The sequence below is a fragment of the Streptomyces sp. AC627_RSS907 genome, from assembly GCF_019049165.1.
In genome coordinates this window covers 155,906-170,018 of sequence record NZ_JAGMUE010000008.1, presented here as the reverse complement: position 1 = coordinate 170,018, position 14,113 = coordinate 155,906, and the positions used below count along the sequence as shown (strand labels likewise).

Annotated in this window: 14 protein-coding genes and 1 pseudogene; 7 read left to right on the top strand and 8 right to left on the bottom strand. The window is 71.5% G+C overall.

Annotation, left to right across the window (positions count from 1 at the left end; genetic code table 11):
* Positions 1-44 precede the first annotated feature (44 nt).
* The 3 genes from KUM32_RS02675 to KUM32_RS02665 all read right to left on the bottom strand — a co-directional run bounded on the left by KUM32_RS02675 (position 45) and on the right by KUM32_RS02665 (position 2,944).
* Positions 45-1,490, bottom strand: a complete 1,446-nt coding sequence (locus KUM32_RS02675; RefSeq protein ID WP_217140116.1) for a glyceraldehyde-3-phosphate dehydrogenase — start codon at positions 1,488-1,490, stop codon at positions 45-47.
* Positions 1,491-1,837: 347 nt separating this feature from the next.
* The gene (locus KUM32_RS02670) at positions 1,838-2,446 is read right to left on the bottom strand and encodes a hypothetical protein (protein WP_217140115.1); all 609 of its coding nucleotides are present in this window, start codon (positions 2,444-2,446) and stop codon (positions 1,838-1,840) included.
* Between the two features lie 171 nt (positions 2,447-2,617).
* Positions 2,618-2,944 (bottom strand): DUF2795 domain-containing protein, encoded by a 327-nt coding sequence (locus KUM32_RS02665; RefSeq protein ID WP_217140114.1) that lies wholly within the window; start codon positions 2,942-2,944, stop codon positions 2,618-2,620.
* A gap of 183 nt (positions 2,945-3,127) precedes the next feature.
* On the opposite strand from KUM32_RS02665, the gene KUM32_RS02660 reads away from it, so the two are divergent.
* Complete coding sequence (locus KUM32_RS02660; RefSeq protein WP_217140113.1) at positions 3,128-3,529, top strand: SseB family protein; 402 nt, start codon at positions 3,128-3,130, stop codon at positions 3,527-3,529.
* Here the strand turns inward: KUM32_RS02660 and KUM32_RS02655 are convergent.
* From KUM32_RS02655 to KUM32_RS02635, 5 genes are all read right to left on the bottom strand, one after another.
* Positions 3,449-3,928, bottom strand: a complete 480-nt coding sequence (locus KUM32_RS02655) for a MarR family winged helix-turn-helix transcriptional regulator (protein WP_217140112.1) — start codon at positions 3,926-3,928, stop codon at positions 3,449-3,451. The two genes, KUM32_RS02660 and KUM32_RS02655, sit on opposite strands and share 81 nt — an antisense overlap.
* Positions 3,929-4,029: 101 nt before the next feature.
* A complete protein-coding gene (locus KUM32_RS02650; RefSeq protein WP_217140111.1) occupies positions 4,030-5,061 on the bottom strand; it encodes a LacI family DNA-binding transcriptional regulator in 1,032 nt (343 codons plus the stop codon).
* Positions 5,058-5,963, bottom strand: a complete 906-nt coding sequence (locus KUM32_RS02645; protein ID WP_217140110.1) for a carbohydrate ABC transporter permease — start codon at positions 5,961-5,963, stop codon at positions 5,058-5,060. Before KUM32_RS02645 ends, KUM32_RS02650 begins: the two co-directional genes overlap by 4 nt.
* The gene (locus KUM32_RS02640; protein WP_217140109.1) at positions 5,960-6,889 is read right to left on the bottom strand and encodes a carbohydrate ABC transporter permease; all 930 of its coding nucleotides are present in this window, start codon (positions 6,887-6,889) and stop codon (positions 5,960-5,962) included. Before KUM32_RS02640 ends, KUM32_RS02645 begins: the two co-directional genes overlap by 4 nt.
* Positions 6,886-8,205 carry an ABC transporter substrate-binding protein gene (locus tag KUM32_RS02635; protein WP_217140108.1) on the bottom strand — a complete coding sequence of 440 codons (1,320 nt, stop codon included), beginning with the start codon at positions 8,203-8,205 and terminating at the stop codon, positions 6,886-6,888. Before KUM32_RS02635 ends, KUM32_RS02640 begins: the two co-directional genes overlap by 4 nt.
* A 184-nt stretch (positions 8,206-8,389) precedes the next feature.
* Between KUM32_RS02635 and KUM32_RS02630 the strand changes: the two genes are divergently transcribed.
* The 6 genes and pseudogenes from KUM32_RS02630 to KUM32_RS02605 all read left to right on the top strand — a co-directional run.
* Complete coding sequence (locus KUM32_RS02630) at positions 8,390-10,411, top strand: beta-galactosidase (RefSeq protein ID WP_217140107.1); 2,022 nt, start codon at positions 8,390-8,392, stop codon at positions 10,409-10,411.
* Positions 10,412-10,467: 56 nt separating this feature from the next.
* On the top strand, positions 10,468-12,030 hold the full coding sequence (locus KUM32_RS02625) for an arabinogalactan endo-1,4-beta-galactosidase (protein ID WP_217140106.1): 1,563 nt from the start codon (positions 10,468-10,470) through the stop codon (positions 12,028-12,030).
* Between the two features lie 260 nt (positions 12,031-12,290).
* Positions 12,291-12,755: a fluoride efflux transporter CrcB gene (gene crcB, locus KUM32_RS02620; protein ID WP_217140105.1), complete on the top strand. Its 465-nt coding sequence runs from the start codon at positions 12,291-12,293 to the stop codon at positions 12,753-12,755.
* Positions 12,752-13,141 (top strand): DUF190 domain-containing protein, encoded by a 390-nt coding sequence (locus KUM32_RS02615; protein ID WP_217140104.1) that lies wholly within the window; start codon positions 12,752-12,754, stop codon positions 13,139-13,141. The genes crcB (KUM32_RS02620) and KUM32_RS02615 overlap by 4 nt, the downstream gene beginning before the upstream one ends.
* Positions 13,138-13,512 carry a fluoride efflux transporter CrcB gene (gene crcB, locus KUM32_RS02610; protein WP_217140103.1) on the top strand — a complete coding sequence of 125 codons (375 nt, stop codon included), beginning with the start codon at positions 13,138-13,140 and terminating at the stop codon, positions 13,510-13,512. The genes KUM32_RS02615 and crcB (KUM32_RS02610) overlap by 4 nt, the downstream gene beginning before the upstream one ends.
* A 102-nt stretch (positions 13,513-13,614) precedes the next feature.
* A pseudogene (locus KUM32_RS02605) lies at positions 13,615-14,097 on the top strand (undecaprenyl-diphosphate phosphatase); the annotation flags it as partial.
* Between the last annotated feature and the right edge of the window lie 16 nt (positions 14,098-14,113).

The window sequence follows — 14,113 nt, the reverse complement described above, 5'->3', positions numbered from 1 at the left end:
GGAGCGGCGCCCCGTCGTCCCCCGCGCGTACGCGGTGCTCCGGATCAGACCGCCGGGGCCGGGTACGTCGGGTACTCCACCCCGGAGACGTGCTGGACGACGCGGACGACCTGGCAGGAGTAGCCGAACTCGTTGTCGTACCAGAGGTAGAGGATCGCGTTGTCACCCTCGACCTTGAGCGCGCCGGCGTCGACGATCGAGGCGTGGCGCGAGCCGATGAAGTCGCTGGAGACCGCGTCGGGGGCGCTGATGAAGTCGATCTGGCGCTTGAGCGGCGAGGTCAGCGACACCTCACGGAGGTGTTCGAGCACGTCCTCGCGGGTGGTCTCGCGGGCGAGCTGCAGATTGAGGATCGCGATCGACACGTCCGGCACCGGGACGCGGATCGAGCTGCCGGTGATCCTCGCCTTGAGGTCGGGGAGCGCCTTGGCGACGGCCGAGGCGGCACCGGTCTCGGTGATGACCATGTTCAGCGGCGCCGACCGGCCACGACGGTCCGACTTGTGGTAATTGTCCAGCAGGTTCTGGTCGTTGGTGAACGAGTGGACGGTCTCCACGTGGCCGCGCAGCACCCCGTACTCGTCCGCCATGGCCTTCAGTGGCGGGACGATCGCGTTGGTGGTGCAGGAGGCACAGGACAGGATCCGCTCGTCCGGCTTGACGGTGTCGTGGTTGACGCCGTGCACGATGTTCGGGACGTCGCCCTTGCCCGGCGCGGTCAGGACGACCTTGTCGATGCCGGGCCGCAGGTGCTTCGACAGCCCCTCGCGGTCGCGCCACTTGCCGGTGTTGTCGATGAGGATGGCGTTCTTGATGCCGTACGCCGTGTAGTCGACCTGTGCCGGGTCGTCGGCGTGGATCACCTTGATCGCGTTGCCGTTGGCGAGGATCGTGCTGGTGTCCTCGTCCACGGTGATCGTGCCCTGGAACTGGCCGTGCACGGAGTCGCGGCGCAGCAGCGAGGCGCGCTTGACGAGATCCTGCTCGCCGCCACCGCGGACGACGATGGCGCGCAGCCGCAGCCCGTTGCCCGAGCCGGCCTTCTCGATGAGCAGGCGGGCGACGAGCCGGCCGATGCGGCCGAAGCCGTAGAGGACGACGTCGCGGGGCTCGCGGCGGTCGATCTTGTTGGCGCCCGTGGCCCCGGCGACGGCCTCGGCGGTGAACTCCTCCACCGTGAGCCCGCGGTCGTCGTCCTTGTAGGTCGCGGCGAGCATGCCGATGTCGATCTGGGAGGGGCCGAGGTCCAGCGTGGTGAGGGCCCGCAGGAAGGGCATCGTCTCGGTGACCGACAGCTCCGCGCCGGCGATCTGGCGGGCGAAGCGGTGGGTCTTGAGGATGCTGACCACCGACTTGTTCACCAGGGAACGGCTGTGCAGCAGGATCGTGACGTCCTGCTCCCGGTGCAGCTTCCCGATCATCGGGATCATCGATTCCGCGATCTCTTCGCGGTTCTTCCAGTTGGTGAACGAGTCGTCGTTGACAGTCACGTCTCTATCTTTCGAGCTAGGCGGCGCTCATATGCTAACCCCACCGCCCGTTTGAACGATCAAGTGGGCCCCCGCCTGATCAGATGATCGGTTCACACCCAGGGCCGGACGGCGAGCCGAGCGAGCGCGACCACGGCCGGCGCACGCGCCCCGGTGCCGAGCGTGGGCCGCGGCACGGAGGGATGGCCGCCGCGCTGTGGTCGCGGACGTCGTCGTGCCGCGTGAAGGCTCCCCGCCCCCTCGGGTGCCCGACGCCGATGGTGGCCCCGATGCAGCGGGCCGCGCCGGCGGGGCCCCGCCGGCGCGACGTCAGCGCCTGCGCGGCGTCAGCGCCTGCGCCCCGCGTCTCAGCGCGTGCCGCTCCAGGAGTGGGCGACGTCCACCACGACGCGGCCGTCCTGCGCCAGCACCCGGAAGGGCAACCGGGCGCGCACCCCGAGCCCGAGCTGCGTCTCCCCCTCGAAGCTGCCGGCGAACCGTGTGTCCCGGAAGGTGCGGTACCCGGTGAGGTCCACACCCGGCAGAGGCCGGCCGGTCCGGCCGGGATAGGTGGAGTCGCCGGTCTCGGGCTGGTACCCGGGCGCGGCGACCCGGACCTCCAGGACGGCCCCGCCACCGACCGCGATCGGCCGGCCGGAGCCGTCCTGGTGCAGCAGGTCGACGTACCGGACGAAGTAGCCGAGACGGCCGGCGCGCGCGCCGGGCACGTCGACGACCAGCCGGTCGAAGCACGCGTGGCGGCCGGTTCTGACGTCCTTCACCGGCGTCGTCGTCCCCGCGTCACGGGTCTTGCCGAGGCTGCCCCAGCCGGTGGGGCACGCCGTGCCGCTCGCCGCGGCGTGCCCCACGGTGCTTCGTGCGTCGGTGACCGGGGCCGCGTCGGCCGCGACCGTGGTCGTGCCCAAGGCGGTGCCCGCGAGGACGACCGCCACCCATGCCGCTCTGCTTCGTCGCATCGTGTCCCCTGGGGGTGTGCATGTTGCCTTGTCGGGTGGGACGAGCGGATCGACCGAAAGGTTGCGGGGTGGAGACGGGGCGCCGAGGCGCGGGGAAGGCGCCGGAGCGCGGAGAGGCCGCCGGGGCGCGGAAAGGCCGCCGGGGCGCGAAAAGGGGGCGCTCCCGCGTCGTCAGCGGTCCCGGTCCAGCTCCTCCTCCACGGGCGGCTCGGGTACCTCGCGCAGATGCTGCGACTGGCCCGGCCTGCCGCCGGCGCGCACCTGCTCGGCGCGTCGCGCGGAGGAGGTGCCGAGGTCGGAGGCGGGGTCCACGCGGACCGACCGGGCCACCTCGTCACGGTTGGCGTAGCTCTCGCGCGGTATGCCGCGCAGCGCGGCGACGGCGTCGGGCGAAGCACCCGCCCTGCGCGCCGCCTGGATCAGTTCGTCCTTGCCCGCGGGGAAGTCGACGTCCTTGACGGCGTCGACCACTGCTCGGGCGCTGGTGGTGTGGGACATGAGCACTTCTCCCGGTCCGCGGCTCGGCTTCCGGGCCTCCCGGGTAACCCCGGGAGCCCCACCCCTCACACCCCGGACAGGATTGCGCCCCGGACGATCGGGTACGCGGGGCTGGACCTCCCCGAGGCCGCCCCGTGCCGATCGGCGGGGCGGGCCCACCACCGCCGCTACCAGGGATCTGCCATGGAAACACCCGCGAACGACAACACCGTCTCGCCCGCCCAGCGCGCGCTGGACGCGCTCGCCGAGAACACCGAGGACACGGCGGCGCTCGACACGCTCGCGAGCAGCGACGTACTCGTCCCGGTGCCCGACGACGCGAACGAGCAGGACGCCGCCGACCCCGGCGTGCTGGCCCTGCCGGTACTGGAGCAGCAGGGGGGCCGGCAGGTGGTGCCCGTGTTCACCTCGGAGCTGGAGATGGCCGGCCTGCTGCCGTACGTCTCCCGCTACCGCATGGTGCCGCTGGGCGCACTCGCCGCGCAGTGGCCGGCCGACGACCTGTCACTGTCCATCGACGCCGGCTCGGAGCACCGGCTCACCCTCACCTCCGACGGCGTGCGCACCCTCCTGGCCCGCCCCTGACCACGGCTGGTCGTCGCCCAGCATGCGGGCCAGCACGGCCCGCTGCAGGGGCAGCACCTCGGCGTGCAGGTCGCGGCCCCTGCGGGTCAGGGCGACCCACACGCCGCGCCGGTCCTCCGCGCACATGGAGCGCTCCACCAGCCCGTCCTTCTCCAGGCGGGCGATGAGCCGGGACAGGGCGCTCTGACTCAGGTGGACCCTGCCGACCAGGTTCTGCACCCGGCACTGGGCGCCCTCCTCGGGCCCCTCGGCCGCGAGGATGTCGAGCACCTCGAAGTCGCTCGCGCCCAGACCGTGCAGGTGCAGCGCACGGTCGATCTCGCACATCGTGCGCGCGTGCACCGAGAGGATGCTCCGCCAGCGTTCCTCGAGCCGCGCGCCGGCCGTCATGACTGCCATACGTGCACGGTAACACCGAGGGGCGCGTTCATTGATCGTGCAACTAGTGCGCGTGCAACGAACGCCGTCCGCCCGCCGCCCGCGCCCGGCCGCTTCGACCGCTATGCCGACTCCCGCTTCACCAGCTCCGTCGGCAGGATCACCGTCGCCGGGTCCTCCCCGCCGATCTGGGCCAGCAGCACCCGGACCATCTCCGCGCTGATCCGGTCCCACGGCTGGCGGATGGTGGTCAGCTCGGGGCTGGCGGCGACGGCGGCGGGCGAGTCGTCGAAACCGCCCACGGCCACGTCCTCCGGCACCCGCCGCCCGGCCCGCTGCAACGCCGCCAGTACGCCTTGGGCCATCAGGTCGGAAGCCACGAACACGGCGTCCGCGTCGGGGGCCCGGGCCAGCAGCCGCTCGGCGCCCGCCTCGCCGCTGGCCCGGCTGTAGTCGCCGGAGACCACGAGCCGCTCGTCGAAGGCGACGCCCGCCTCGGCGAGCACCTCCTTGTAGCCGGCGAGACGCTCCACACCGCCCGGCGTGTCCAGCGGACCGGTGACCACCCCCACCCGCCGCCGCCCCAGCGACAACAGGTGCCGGACCATGTCGCGGGCGCCGTCCCGGTCGTCGGCCGCCACGTAACTCACCTTCGAGCCCAGCCCGATCGGCTTGCCGCACGCGACCAGCGGCACGCCGGCCGCACGCAGTTCCTCGGCGACCGGGTCCCCGGAGCGGCTGGAGACCAGCAGCACGCCGTCGACGTGCCCCGCCGTGATGTAGCGCGCTATGCGCCGCCGTTCGTCCTTCGTCCCGGCGAGCATCAGCAGCAGCGGCACGTCGTGCGCGGCCAAGGCCTGGGTGCAACCACGCAGCAGGACGTTGAAGTTGGGGTCTTCGAAGAACCGCTCCTGCGGCTCCGTGAGCAGGAAGCCCACCGAGTCCGAACGGCCGGTGATCAGCGACCGCGCGTGCCGGTTGACGACGTAACCCGTCTTGCGGATGGCCGCGTTGACGGCCTCCTGCGCGGCCGGGCTGACGTAGTGCCCTCCGTTGAGCACCCGTGAGACCGTGCCCCGCGAGACGCCTGCCTCGCGGGCCACGTCGTGGATCGTCGGCGGTCGGCGCCGGCCCCCCGTGTTGCTCATGGTCATGACTTTACGGCTCCGGAGAGCAGATCGAGGCTCCAGAACCGCTGGACCACCAGGAAGAGGGCGACCAGCGGAATCACCGCGAGGAAGGCACCGGTGATCACCAGGGTGTAGAGCGCCGGCGTGTTGGCGCCCTGCTCCAGCAGCGTGTACAGACCGAGCGTGATGGGGAACTTCTCGTCGTCGCTCAGCATGATGTACGGCAGCAGGAAGTTGTTCCACACGGCCACGAACTGGAAGAGGAACACCGTCACCAGCCCCGGCACCATCATCGGCAGCGCGACCCGGGTGAAGATGCGCCACTCGCCCGCCCCGTCCATCCGCCCGGCCTCCACCACGTCGGCGGGCACGGCCGCCGACGCGTAGATCCGCGCCAGGTAGACACCGTAGGGGGAGAGGATCTGCGGGAGCAGCACGGCCAGGTAGGAGTCCGTGAGGTCCGCCTTCGCCAGCAGCAGGTACTGCGGGACCGCGAGGATCACCGGCGGCATCAGCACTCCCGCCAGGAGCACGTTGAACAGCGTCTCCCGGCCGCGGAAGCGGTAGACCGCCAGCGCGTAGCCGCTGAACGCCGACACGACCGTGGACAGCAGGGCGCCGAGACCGGCGTAGAGCGCCGAGTTGGCCATCCACTGCCAGTAGACGCCGTCGCGGTAGGCGTTCAGGTCGCTCACGTTGTCGGCGAAGCCGGTGCCCGGCAGGAAGGTGAAGGTGGAGAACAGTTCGCTGCCCGACTTGGTGGCAGCGATCACCACCCACGCCACCGGCAGCAGGCAGTAGACGGCACCGAGCAGCAGTGTGAGCGTCGGGACCAGCGCGATGCGGCGGCGCAGTGGCGGCCCCTGCGCGGTGCCGGGCGTGGTGCCCGCCGCCGGCTGTGCCTTGCGGACGGCGAGGGAACTCATCGGGCTGCCTCCTGCTTGTTGCGCCGGTTCGCCGCCCGCAGGAACCCGAAGGACAGCACCAGGGTGACGAGGGCGATGATGGCCGCCTGGGCCGCGGCGGCGTAGATGTCGCCCTTGCCGAAGGCGTCCTGGTGCACCTTCATCAGCGGACTCCACGTCGTGGAAACGGAGTTGGTGAGCGGTTTGAGGGTGGTCGGCTCGTTGAACACCTGGAGCGTGGCGATGATCGAGAAGAAGAAGGTCAGCACCAGCGACGGCGCCACCATCGGGATCTTGATCCGCAGCGCGATCTGCAGCGGGGAGGCGCCGTCCAGCTTCGCCGCCTCGTACACCTCGGCGGGAATGGCCTGCAGCGAGGTGTAGATGACGATCATGTTGAAGCCGGTGCCGCCCCAGACCGCGATGTTCGACAGGGCGAGGTAGAGCGGACCGCCGTCCAGCAGGTCGGGCTGCGGCAGGCCGAGCCGGTCGAGCACGAAGTAGAACGGGCTGACGTCCGGCAGGTACAGGAAGCCCCACAGCAGCGCCGCCACCACCCCGGGGATGGCGTACGGCAGGAAGATCGCGAGCCGGGTGAACGGGGTGAAGCGCACCTTGTCGGAGTCGAGCATCAGCGCGAACAGCAGGGCGAGGCCCAGCATCACCGGCACGACGAGGCAGCCGTAGCCGAGGACGCGCAGCGCGCCGTCCAGCAGCTCGCTGTCGCCCAGGGCGTCGGTGTAGTTCTGGAAGCCGGCCCAGACCTCGTCGCGCGCTCCGGCGCCGAGGCCGAGTCCGGACACCTCCACCTTGCGGAAGCTGAGATAGACCGCGTACCCGATGGGCAGCGCGAAGAAGAGCAGGAACAGGGCGCTCGCGGGGACCAGGAAGGCATAGGGGGCGCCCTTGACCCCGTGCGACCTCCGGCGTGCCGTCGTGCTGGTCACTGAGCGACCTCGAAGCCCTGCTTCTTCAGGTCGGCCACCGTCTCCTCCTGCATGGTGGCGAGGGCGTCGGTGAAGTCCGACTTGTTCTTGGCGGCGGCGGCGAACGCGTCCTTGAAGGTCGTGTAGGCGGCGTTGACGTTCGGCCCCCAGGCGGAGGGCGCCGTCGTCTTCGCGATCTCGGCGGCCTTGGTGTAGAAGTCCGGCTGGTTGGAGAAGTACGCCGGCGGGTTGGTGAAGGCGCCGCTGAGCTGGGCGGAGGTGGAGGCCGGGTAGATGCCTCCCTCCTTGGCCAGGGCGTTCAGGGCGTCGCGGTCGGTGTTCAGCCAGGCGGCGAACTTCGCGGCGGCGTCCTTGTGCTTCGAGTCGGTGGTCACACCGGTGGAGGAGCCGCCCCAGCTGCCGGTGCGGTTCTCGCTGTCGGACCACTGGGGGAGCGGGGCCATGGCCCACTTGCCCTTGGTGTCGGGCGCGGCCGTGGTCAGGGTGCCGGGCGCCCACACGGCGCTGACCCAGGCGATCTGCTTGCCGGTGTTGAGCGCCTTGTTCCAGGCCGGGGTGTACATGGGCTGGTTGTCGACGGCGCCCTCCTTGACGAGGCCGCCCCAGAACTCGGCGACCTTCTTCGTCGCCGCGTCGTCGATGCCGACCTTCCACTTCTGGCCCTCGGTCGTCCACCACCGCGCGCCGGCCTGCTGGGCGAGGCCCGCGAAGAGGCCGGAGTCGTTGGCGGAGAAGGTGGTGAGGTCCTTGTCCGGGGCCGCCTTCTTCAGCTTGCGCGCCGTCTCGGCGAACTCCTCCCAGGTGGCCGGGACCTTCAGCTCGTACTTCTTGAACAGGTCCTCGCGGTAGTAGAACATCATCGGCCCGATGTCCTGGGGGACGGCGTAGACGGCGTCCGTGCCCAGCGTGGTCTGCTGCCACACGCCCTCGGCGAACCGGCCTTTCTCGTCGCCGACCTCGCCCGATATGTCGGCGAGCGCGTCGTTGCTGACCAGGGTCGGCAACGCCTGGTACTCGGCCTGGACCAGGTCGGGCGCCTTGCCGGCCTTGTGCGCGGTGAGGATCTTGGTGACCAGGGTGTCGCCGGACGCCTGCTTCTTCACCGTGACGGTGATCTGCTCCTTCTTGCCCGGGCCCTTGTTCCACAGGTCGACGACCTTGTCCATGCCGGGCGTCCAGGTCCAGTACGTCAGCGAGACCGGGCCCGACCGGGCGTCGCTGTCGTCGTCGGACGAGCCGCAGGCGGCGAGGGCGGTGGCGCCGAGTGCGACGGCGACGGCGGACGTCACCAGGCGGCGGCGCTTCGTGTACGGCATGGAATCTCCCCTGACCTGGGGTCTCCGCCTGCTGCGGAGACCTGCCATGCTTCTGTGAGCGTTCACAGTAGAGAAACATCCCGGACACTTGTCAATGGTTGTTGCTGTGCGGTTATGTTGGGCTCGCACCGCCGACCACGTGTGTGCACGTTCCCATTTGATCGATCACATCGGGAGACCATCCATGCCGGAGACCACCCCCAGGGGCCTCGCCGGGCTCGCCTTCGGCGGGGACTACAACCCCGAGCAGTGGCCGGAGAGCGTCTGGCAGGAGGACGTCCGGCTGATGCGCGAGGCCGGCGTCACGATGGTGAGCGTCGGGATCTTCTCCTGGGCCCTGCTGGAGCCGTCCCCGGGCACGTACGACTTCGGCTGGCTGGACCGGCTCCTCGACCTGCTGCATGAGAACGGCATCCGCGTCGACCTCGGCACGCCCACCGTCGCCCCGCCCGCCTGGTTCTACCGGGCCCACCCCGAGGCCCTCCCGGTCACCGCCGAGGGCGTGCGCTTCGAGTTCGGCTCCCGCGCCGCCATCTGCCACAGCAACGCCGACTACCGTGCCGCCGCGGCGAAGATCACCACGAAGATCGCCGAGCGCTACGGCAGCCACCCGGCACTGGCGCTGTGGCACGTCCACAACGAGTACGGCGTCCCCGTCTCGGCCTGCTACTGCGAGTCCTGTGCCGCGCACTTCCGACGCTGGCTGGCGACGACGTACGGCACGGTCGACGCCGTCAACGAGGCCTGGGGCACCGCCTTCTGGGGCCAGCGTTACGCGGACCTCGACCAGATCAACCCGCCGCGCGTGACACCGACGGTCGGCAACCCGGCCCAGGCGCTGGACTACAAGCGCTTCGCCGACGCCACCATGCGCGAGAACTTCACGGCGGAGCGGGACATCCTGCACCGCCTCTCACCCGGCGTCCCGGTCACCACCAACTTCATGACCGCTCTCAGCCAGTGCGACTCCGTCGACTACTGGGCCTGGGGCCGCGAGGTCGACCTCGTCACCAACGACCACTACCTGATCACCGACGGCCGCCGCACCCACGTCAACCTCGCCATGGCCGCGGACCTCAGCCGCTCCGTCGCGGGCGGCGCCCCCTGGCTGCTGCTCGAACACTCCACCTCCGGCGTCAACTGGCAGCCCCGCAACCCCGCCAAGGCCCCCGGCCAGATGGCCCGCAACTCCCTCGCCCACGTGGCCCGCGGCTCCGAGGGCGCCATGTTCTTCCAGTGGCGCCAGTCCCGGCGCGGCGCCGAGAAGTTCCACTCGGCGATGCTGCCGCACGGCGGCACGGACACCCGCGTGTGGCGCGAGGTGGTCGAACTCGGCGCGTCGGTCGACTCGCTGACCCCGGTCCGCGGCACCCGCACCGAGGCCGACGTCGCGATGGTCTGGGACTGGCACTCCTGGTGGGCCCAGACCCTCCAGTGGCGCCCCAGCGAGGACCACGACCCCCGCGAACGCGCCGACGCCTTCTACGAGACCCTCTACGACCGCCACCTCACGGTCGACTTCGTCCACCCGGAAGCCGACCTGTCGGCATATCCCCTCGTCGTCGTCCCCGCGCTGTACCTGACGACGGACGCGGCCGGCCGCAACCTCCGGGAGTACGTGGAGCGCGGCGGCACCCTCGTCGTCTCGTACTTCTCCGGCATCGTCGACGAGCACGACGCCGTCCACGAGGGCGCCTACCCGGGCGCGCTCAGGGACGTGCTCGGGCTGACCGTCGAGGAGTTCTCGCCGCTGCTGGCGGGCGAACGGGTGCGGCTCACCGGCCCGGACGGCAGCGAGCCGAGCGGCGACGTGTGGACGGAGTTCGTCGTGCCCCGCGGCGCCGAGCCGGTGTGGACGTACGCCGACGGTCCGGCCGCGGGCCACCCGGCCGTCACCCGGCACCGCCTCGGCGAGGGCACCGCCTGGTACGTCTCCACCCGCCTCGGCACCGAGGGACTGGACGCCGTCCTCGGCCGGGCGGCGCGGGACGCGGGTATCACCCCGCGCGCGGACCTGCCCCGCGACGTCGAAGTGGTGCGCCGCACCGGCGAGTCGGGCACCTATCTGTTCGCGATCAACCACACCGCCACGGACGCCAAGGTGCCACTGGACGCGCACGGCACCGACGTGCTGACCGGCGAACGCGCCGCGGGCCGCCTCATGGTCCCGGCCGGCGCCGTCCGGGTCGTACGGCTCGACGGATAGCCGCCGTTCCCGCTGTTTCCAGCCCCCTCCCCAAGTCGAAGGGACGACGGACGACGATGTTCCATCCCAGACGCACCCTCAAGGCGCTGCTGCCGCCTCTCGTGGCCGGCCTCGCCCTCACCGCTCTGCCGGCCCAGAGCGCCCACGCGGCGAGCACTCTCACCAACGGCGGCTTCGAGGCCGACGGCGGAGGAACGGCCGTACCCGCCGGCTGGTCGGAGTACGGCTCGACCGGCGCCTCGTACACCGAGGCGGGCGGCCACGGCGGCGCCAGCCGGCTGAGCCACTGGTCGTCGTCCGCGTACAAGGTCGAGACGTACCAGTACCTGTCCGGACTCACCAACGGCAGCTACCGGCTGACCGCCTGGGTCCGCTCCGGCGGCGGCCAGAACGCTGCCTGGATAGCCCTGAAGAACTGCGGCCCGGCCGAGCAGCGCACCGACCTGCCGGTGTCCGCCAGTGGATGGATCCGGATCGTCGTGCCGGTCCACGTGACCGCCCACCAGTGCACCGTCAGCATCAACAGTGACGCGAACGCCGGCAACTGGATCAATGTCGACGACCTGACCTTCACGCCGGGCACGTCCCACGGACTGCCGGTCAAGGGGGCCGACGTCTCCTCCCTCGCCAAGAGCGAGGCCAAGGGCGGCGCCTACCGGACGGGAGCCGGAGCGGCGGGAGACGCGCTGGGCATCCTGAAGTCCGCCGGCATGAACTACGCCCGCCTGAAGGTCTGGGTGAACCCGGCCGACGGCTACAACGACAAGGCACGCGTTCTGGAGACCGCCAAGCGCGTCAAGGCGCGGGGCATGAAGCTGCTGGTCGACTTCCACTACTCGGACACCTGGGCCGACCCGGGCGCCCAGACCAAGCCCGCCGCCTGGGCGGGGCACTCGTACGGTCGGCTCAAGACGGACGTGTACCGCCACACCCACGACGTGCTGAGCGCGCTCAAGGCACAGGGCACCGGCGCCGACATGGTCCAGGTCGGCAACGAGATCAACGGCGGCATGCTGTGGAACGAGGGCTCCACGGACAACTGGCCGCAGCTCGCCGGGCTGATCAACAGCGGCTACGACGCGGTCAAGAAGGTCGACGCGGCCACCCCCGTCGCGCTGCACCTCGCCAAGGGCGGCGACCTGGCGGGCACCCGCTGGTGGTTCGACAACGCCGTCGCGCACGGCGTCCGCTTCGACGCCATCGGCCTGTCGTACTACGGCTACTGGCACGGTCCGCTGTCCGACTTCCAGACCACCCTGGACGACGCGGCCGCCCGCTACGGCAGGCCCGTCTTCGTCGCCGAGACGGCCTACCCGTTCCGGCTGGACAGCGAGGACGCGCACGAGAACATCATCGACGTCAGCGGTGAGCTCGTTCCCGGCTATCCGGCGACCCCGGCCGGGCAGGCGGCCTGGATGAACACGGTGGCGGACATCGTGGAGGCCGTCCCGAACGGCCGAGGCCTCGGCGTCTTCTACTGGGAGGCGACCTGGACCGCCGTCGACGGCAACGGCTGGGACCCCACCGACCCGTCCTCCGGCAACGGCTGGGAGAACCAGGCCCTGTTCGGCTACGACGACCGGGCGATGCCGGCGACGGCGTGGTTCCGCCACCGCTGACCCGTAGCCGCGGCCGGCGTCCCGGACGGCGGGACCCCGGCCGCGGAGGGTGCAGGGGGCACGGTACGGGTGGGGCGCGGTCGCCCTCCCGAAGTGACCCGGGTGCCGTCCCGGCGTTAGGCTGGGCGTCAGCCGCGGCCGGTGCGCGCGGCGCGGCGGTGGGGCTCGCCGTACCCGAACCGCGGCACGGACGCCGCCAACGGTCCCTACTTGCGCGACGGGGGGCAGCCCCCTGCCAGGCGAGTAGGAGACGTACGACCATGACAGCCCCGGAGACCGAGCGTTTCGGCGATGTCCGTCCCGTCGCCCCCGGGCGGCCGCGCCGGCGAGCCCAGGCCCCGGTCGTCGCGGTCGTGGCCCTCGGCGGGGGCACCGGCGCCGCGGCCCGCTACGCGGCCTCCCTGTGGTGGCCGACGCCGACCGGCGGTTTCCCCTGGACGACCTTCTGGGTCAATGCCGTCGGCTGCGCCGTGATCGGCGTGTTCATGGTGGTCATCACCGAGGTGTGGGCCGCCCACCGCCTGGTCAGGCCCTTCATCGGCACCGGCGTGCTCGGCGGCTTCACCACCTTCTCGACCTACGCCGTCGACACCCGGCAGCTGCTCGCCGCCGGCCAGGTCCGCACCGGCCTGGTCCACCTCGCCGCGACCCCGCTCGTGGCGTGCACGGCGGTGTGGCTCGCCGCGTGGGCGACCCGCGGCCTCCTGAAGCGGAGGCAGTCATGACAAGACTGACCGGCAGGGCCCTGCGCGTCACCGTCCTCGTCGGCGAGAACGACACCTGGCACCATCGCCCCCTGTACTCGGAGATCGTCCACCGGGCCCACGCGGCGGGCCTCGCGGGTGCCAGTGTCTTCCGCGGCGTGGAGGGCTTCGGCGCGTCCTCCCTGATCCACACCACCCGGCTGCTGTCCCTCAGCGAGGACCTGCCGGTCGCCGTCGTCATCGTCGACACGCAGGAGCGCGTACGGGCCTTCCTGCCGCTGCTGGACGAACTCGTCGCCGAGGGCCTGGTGGTCCTCGACGACTGCGAGGTCATCAGGTACGCCGGCCGTCAGGACACCCCCGCCGGAACCGGCGAAACGGACAGGAAGGGCGGGAGGCCGCTGTGAACTGGCTGCTGGTCGTCGTGGGCGGCATGGCCGGTGCCCCGCTGCGCTACCTCACCGACCGTGCGGTGCAGTCCCGGCACGACTCGGTCTTCCCCTGGGGCACCTTCACGGTGAACGTCGTCGGCTGCCTCGCCCTGGGCCTGCTGACGGGTGCGGCACTGGCCGGGGCGGCGGGCTCCGACCTGCGGCTGCTGCTCGGGACCGGACTGTGCGGCGCCCTCACGACGTACTCGACCTTCTCCTACGAGACGCTCCGGCTGGCCGAGACGGGTGCCCGCCTCCAGGCCGCCGTCAACGTGGCGGCGAGTGTGGCGGCCGGCCTGGGGGCGGCGTTCGCGGGGGTGACACTGGCCGACGCGCTCTGGGCGTGACACCGGGTACCGATCCGCGTGCAGGAGGACTGGCCCCGCCACTACTGTCGCCCTCGCGCCCGCCCGTCCCGGGCAGAACGGGAACCCATGAGCGTCATCAGCATCGCCTCCCTGTGGGTGGTCGCCGGCTCGCTCGTCGTCGGCAGCGGCGTGATGTGGGTGGCGGACCGGACGGGACGGCACAAGCGGGGCGAGGACGACACCTCGTTCAAGGACGCCATGCTGGTCGGCGGCGCCCAGATCCTGGCCCTGCTCTTCCCGGGCTTCTCACGCTCCGGCGCCACCATGTCCGCGGCGCTGATGCTCGGCCTCGACCGGCTGGCCGCCACGCGGCTCTCCTTCTTCCTCGGCATCCCGGCCCTGACCGGTGCCGGCCTGTACGAGCTGAAGGACGCCTTGGGGACGGGGGCGGGCGCCGTCCCACTGGCCGTCGGCACGCTCGTGTCCTTCCTGGTGGCCTACGCCTCCATCGCCTGGCTGCTGAGGTTCGTCGCCAGGCACTCCTTCGACGCCTTCGTGGTCTACCGGGTCGCGGTCGGTGTCCTGCTGTTCGGGCTGCTGGGCACGGGCGTGCTGCACAGCTGACCGCCGCGCGCCCGAG

Bases quoted from the DNA above. Each gene is read 5' to 3' on its own strand.
- KUM32_RS02625 (WP_217140106.1), top strand. From the start codon at position 10,468: ATGTTCCATCCCAGACGCACCCTCAAGGCGCTGCTGCCGCCTCTCGTG.
- crcB (WP_217140105.1), top strand. From the start codon at position 12,291: ATGACAGCCCCGGAGACCGAGCGTTTCGGCGATGTCCGTCCCGTCGCC.
- KUM32_RS02635 (WP_217140108.1), bottom strand. From the start codon at position 8,205: ATGCCGTACACGAAGCGCCGCCGCCTGGTGACGTCCGCCGTCGCCGTC.
- KUM32_RS02665 (WP_217140114.1), bottom strand. From the start codon at position 2,944: ATGTCCCACACCACCAGCGCCCGAGCAGTGGTCGACGCCGTCAAGGAC.
- KUM32_RS02650 (WP_217140111.1), bottom strand. From the start codon at position 5,061: ATGACCATGAGCAACACGGGGGGCCGGCGCCGACCGCCGACGATCCAC.
- KUM32_RS02615 (WP_217140104.1), top strand. From the start codon at position 12,752: ATGACAAGACTGACCGGCAGGGCCCTGCGCGTCACCGTCCTCGTCGGC.
- KUM32_RS02670 (WP_217140115.1), bottom strand. From the start codon at position 2,446: ATGCGACGAAGCAGAGCGGCATGGGTGGCGGTCGTCCTCGCGGGCACC.
- KUM32_RS02645 (WP_217140110.1), bottom strand. From the start codon at position 5,963: ATGAGTTCCCTCGCCGTCCGCAAGGCACAGCCGGCGGCGGGCACCACG.
- KUM32_RS02655 (WP_217140112.1), bottom strand. From the start codon at position 3,928: ATGGCAGTCATGACGGCCGGCGCGCGGCTCGAGGAACGCTGGCGGAGC.
- KUM32_RS02630 (WP_217140107.1), top strand. From the start codon at position 8,390: ATGCCGGAGACCACCCCCAGGGGCCTCGCCGGGCTCGCCTTCGGCGGG.
- KUM32_RS02660 (WP_217140113.1), top strand. From the start codon at position 3,128: ATGGAAACACCCGCGAACGACAACACCGTCTCGCCCGCCCAGCGCGCG.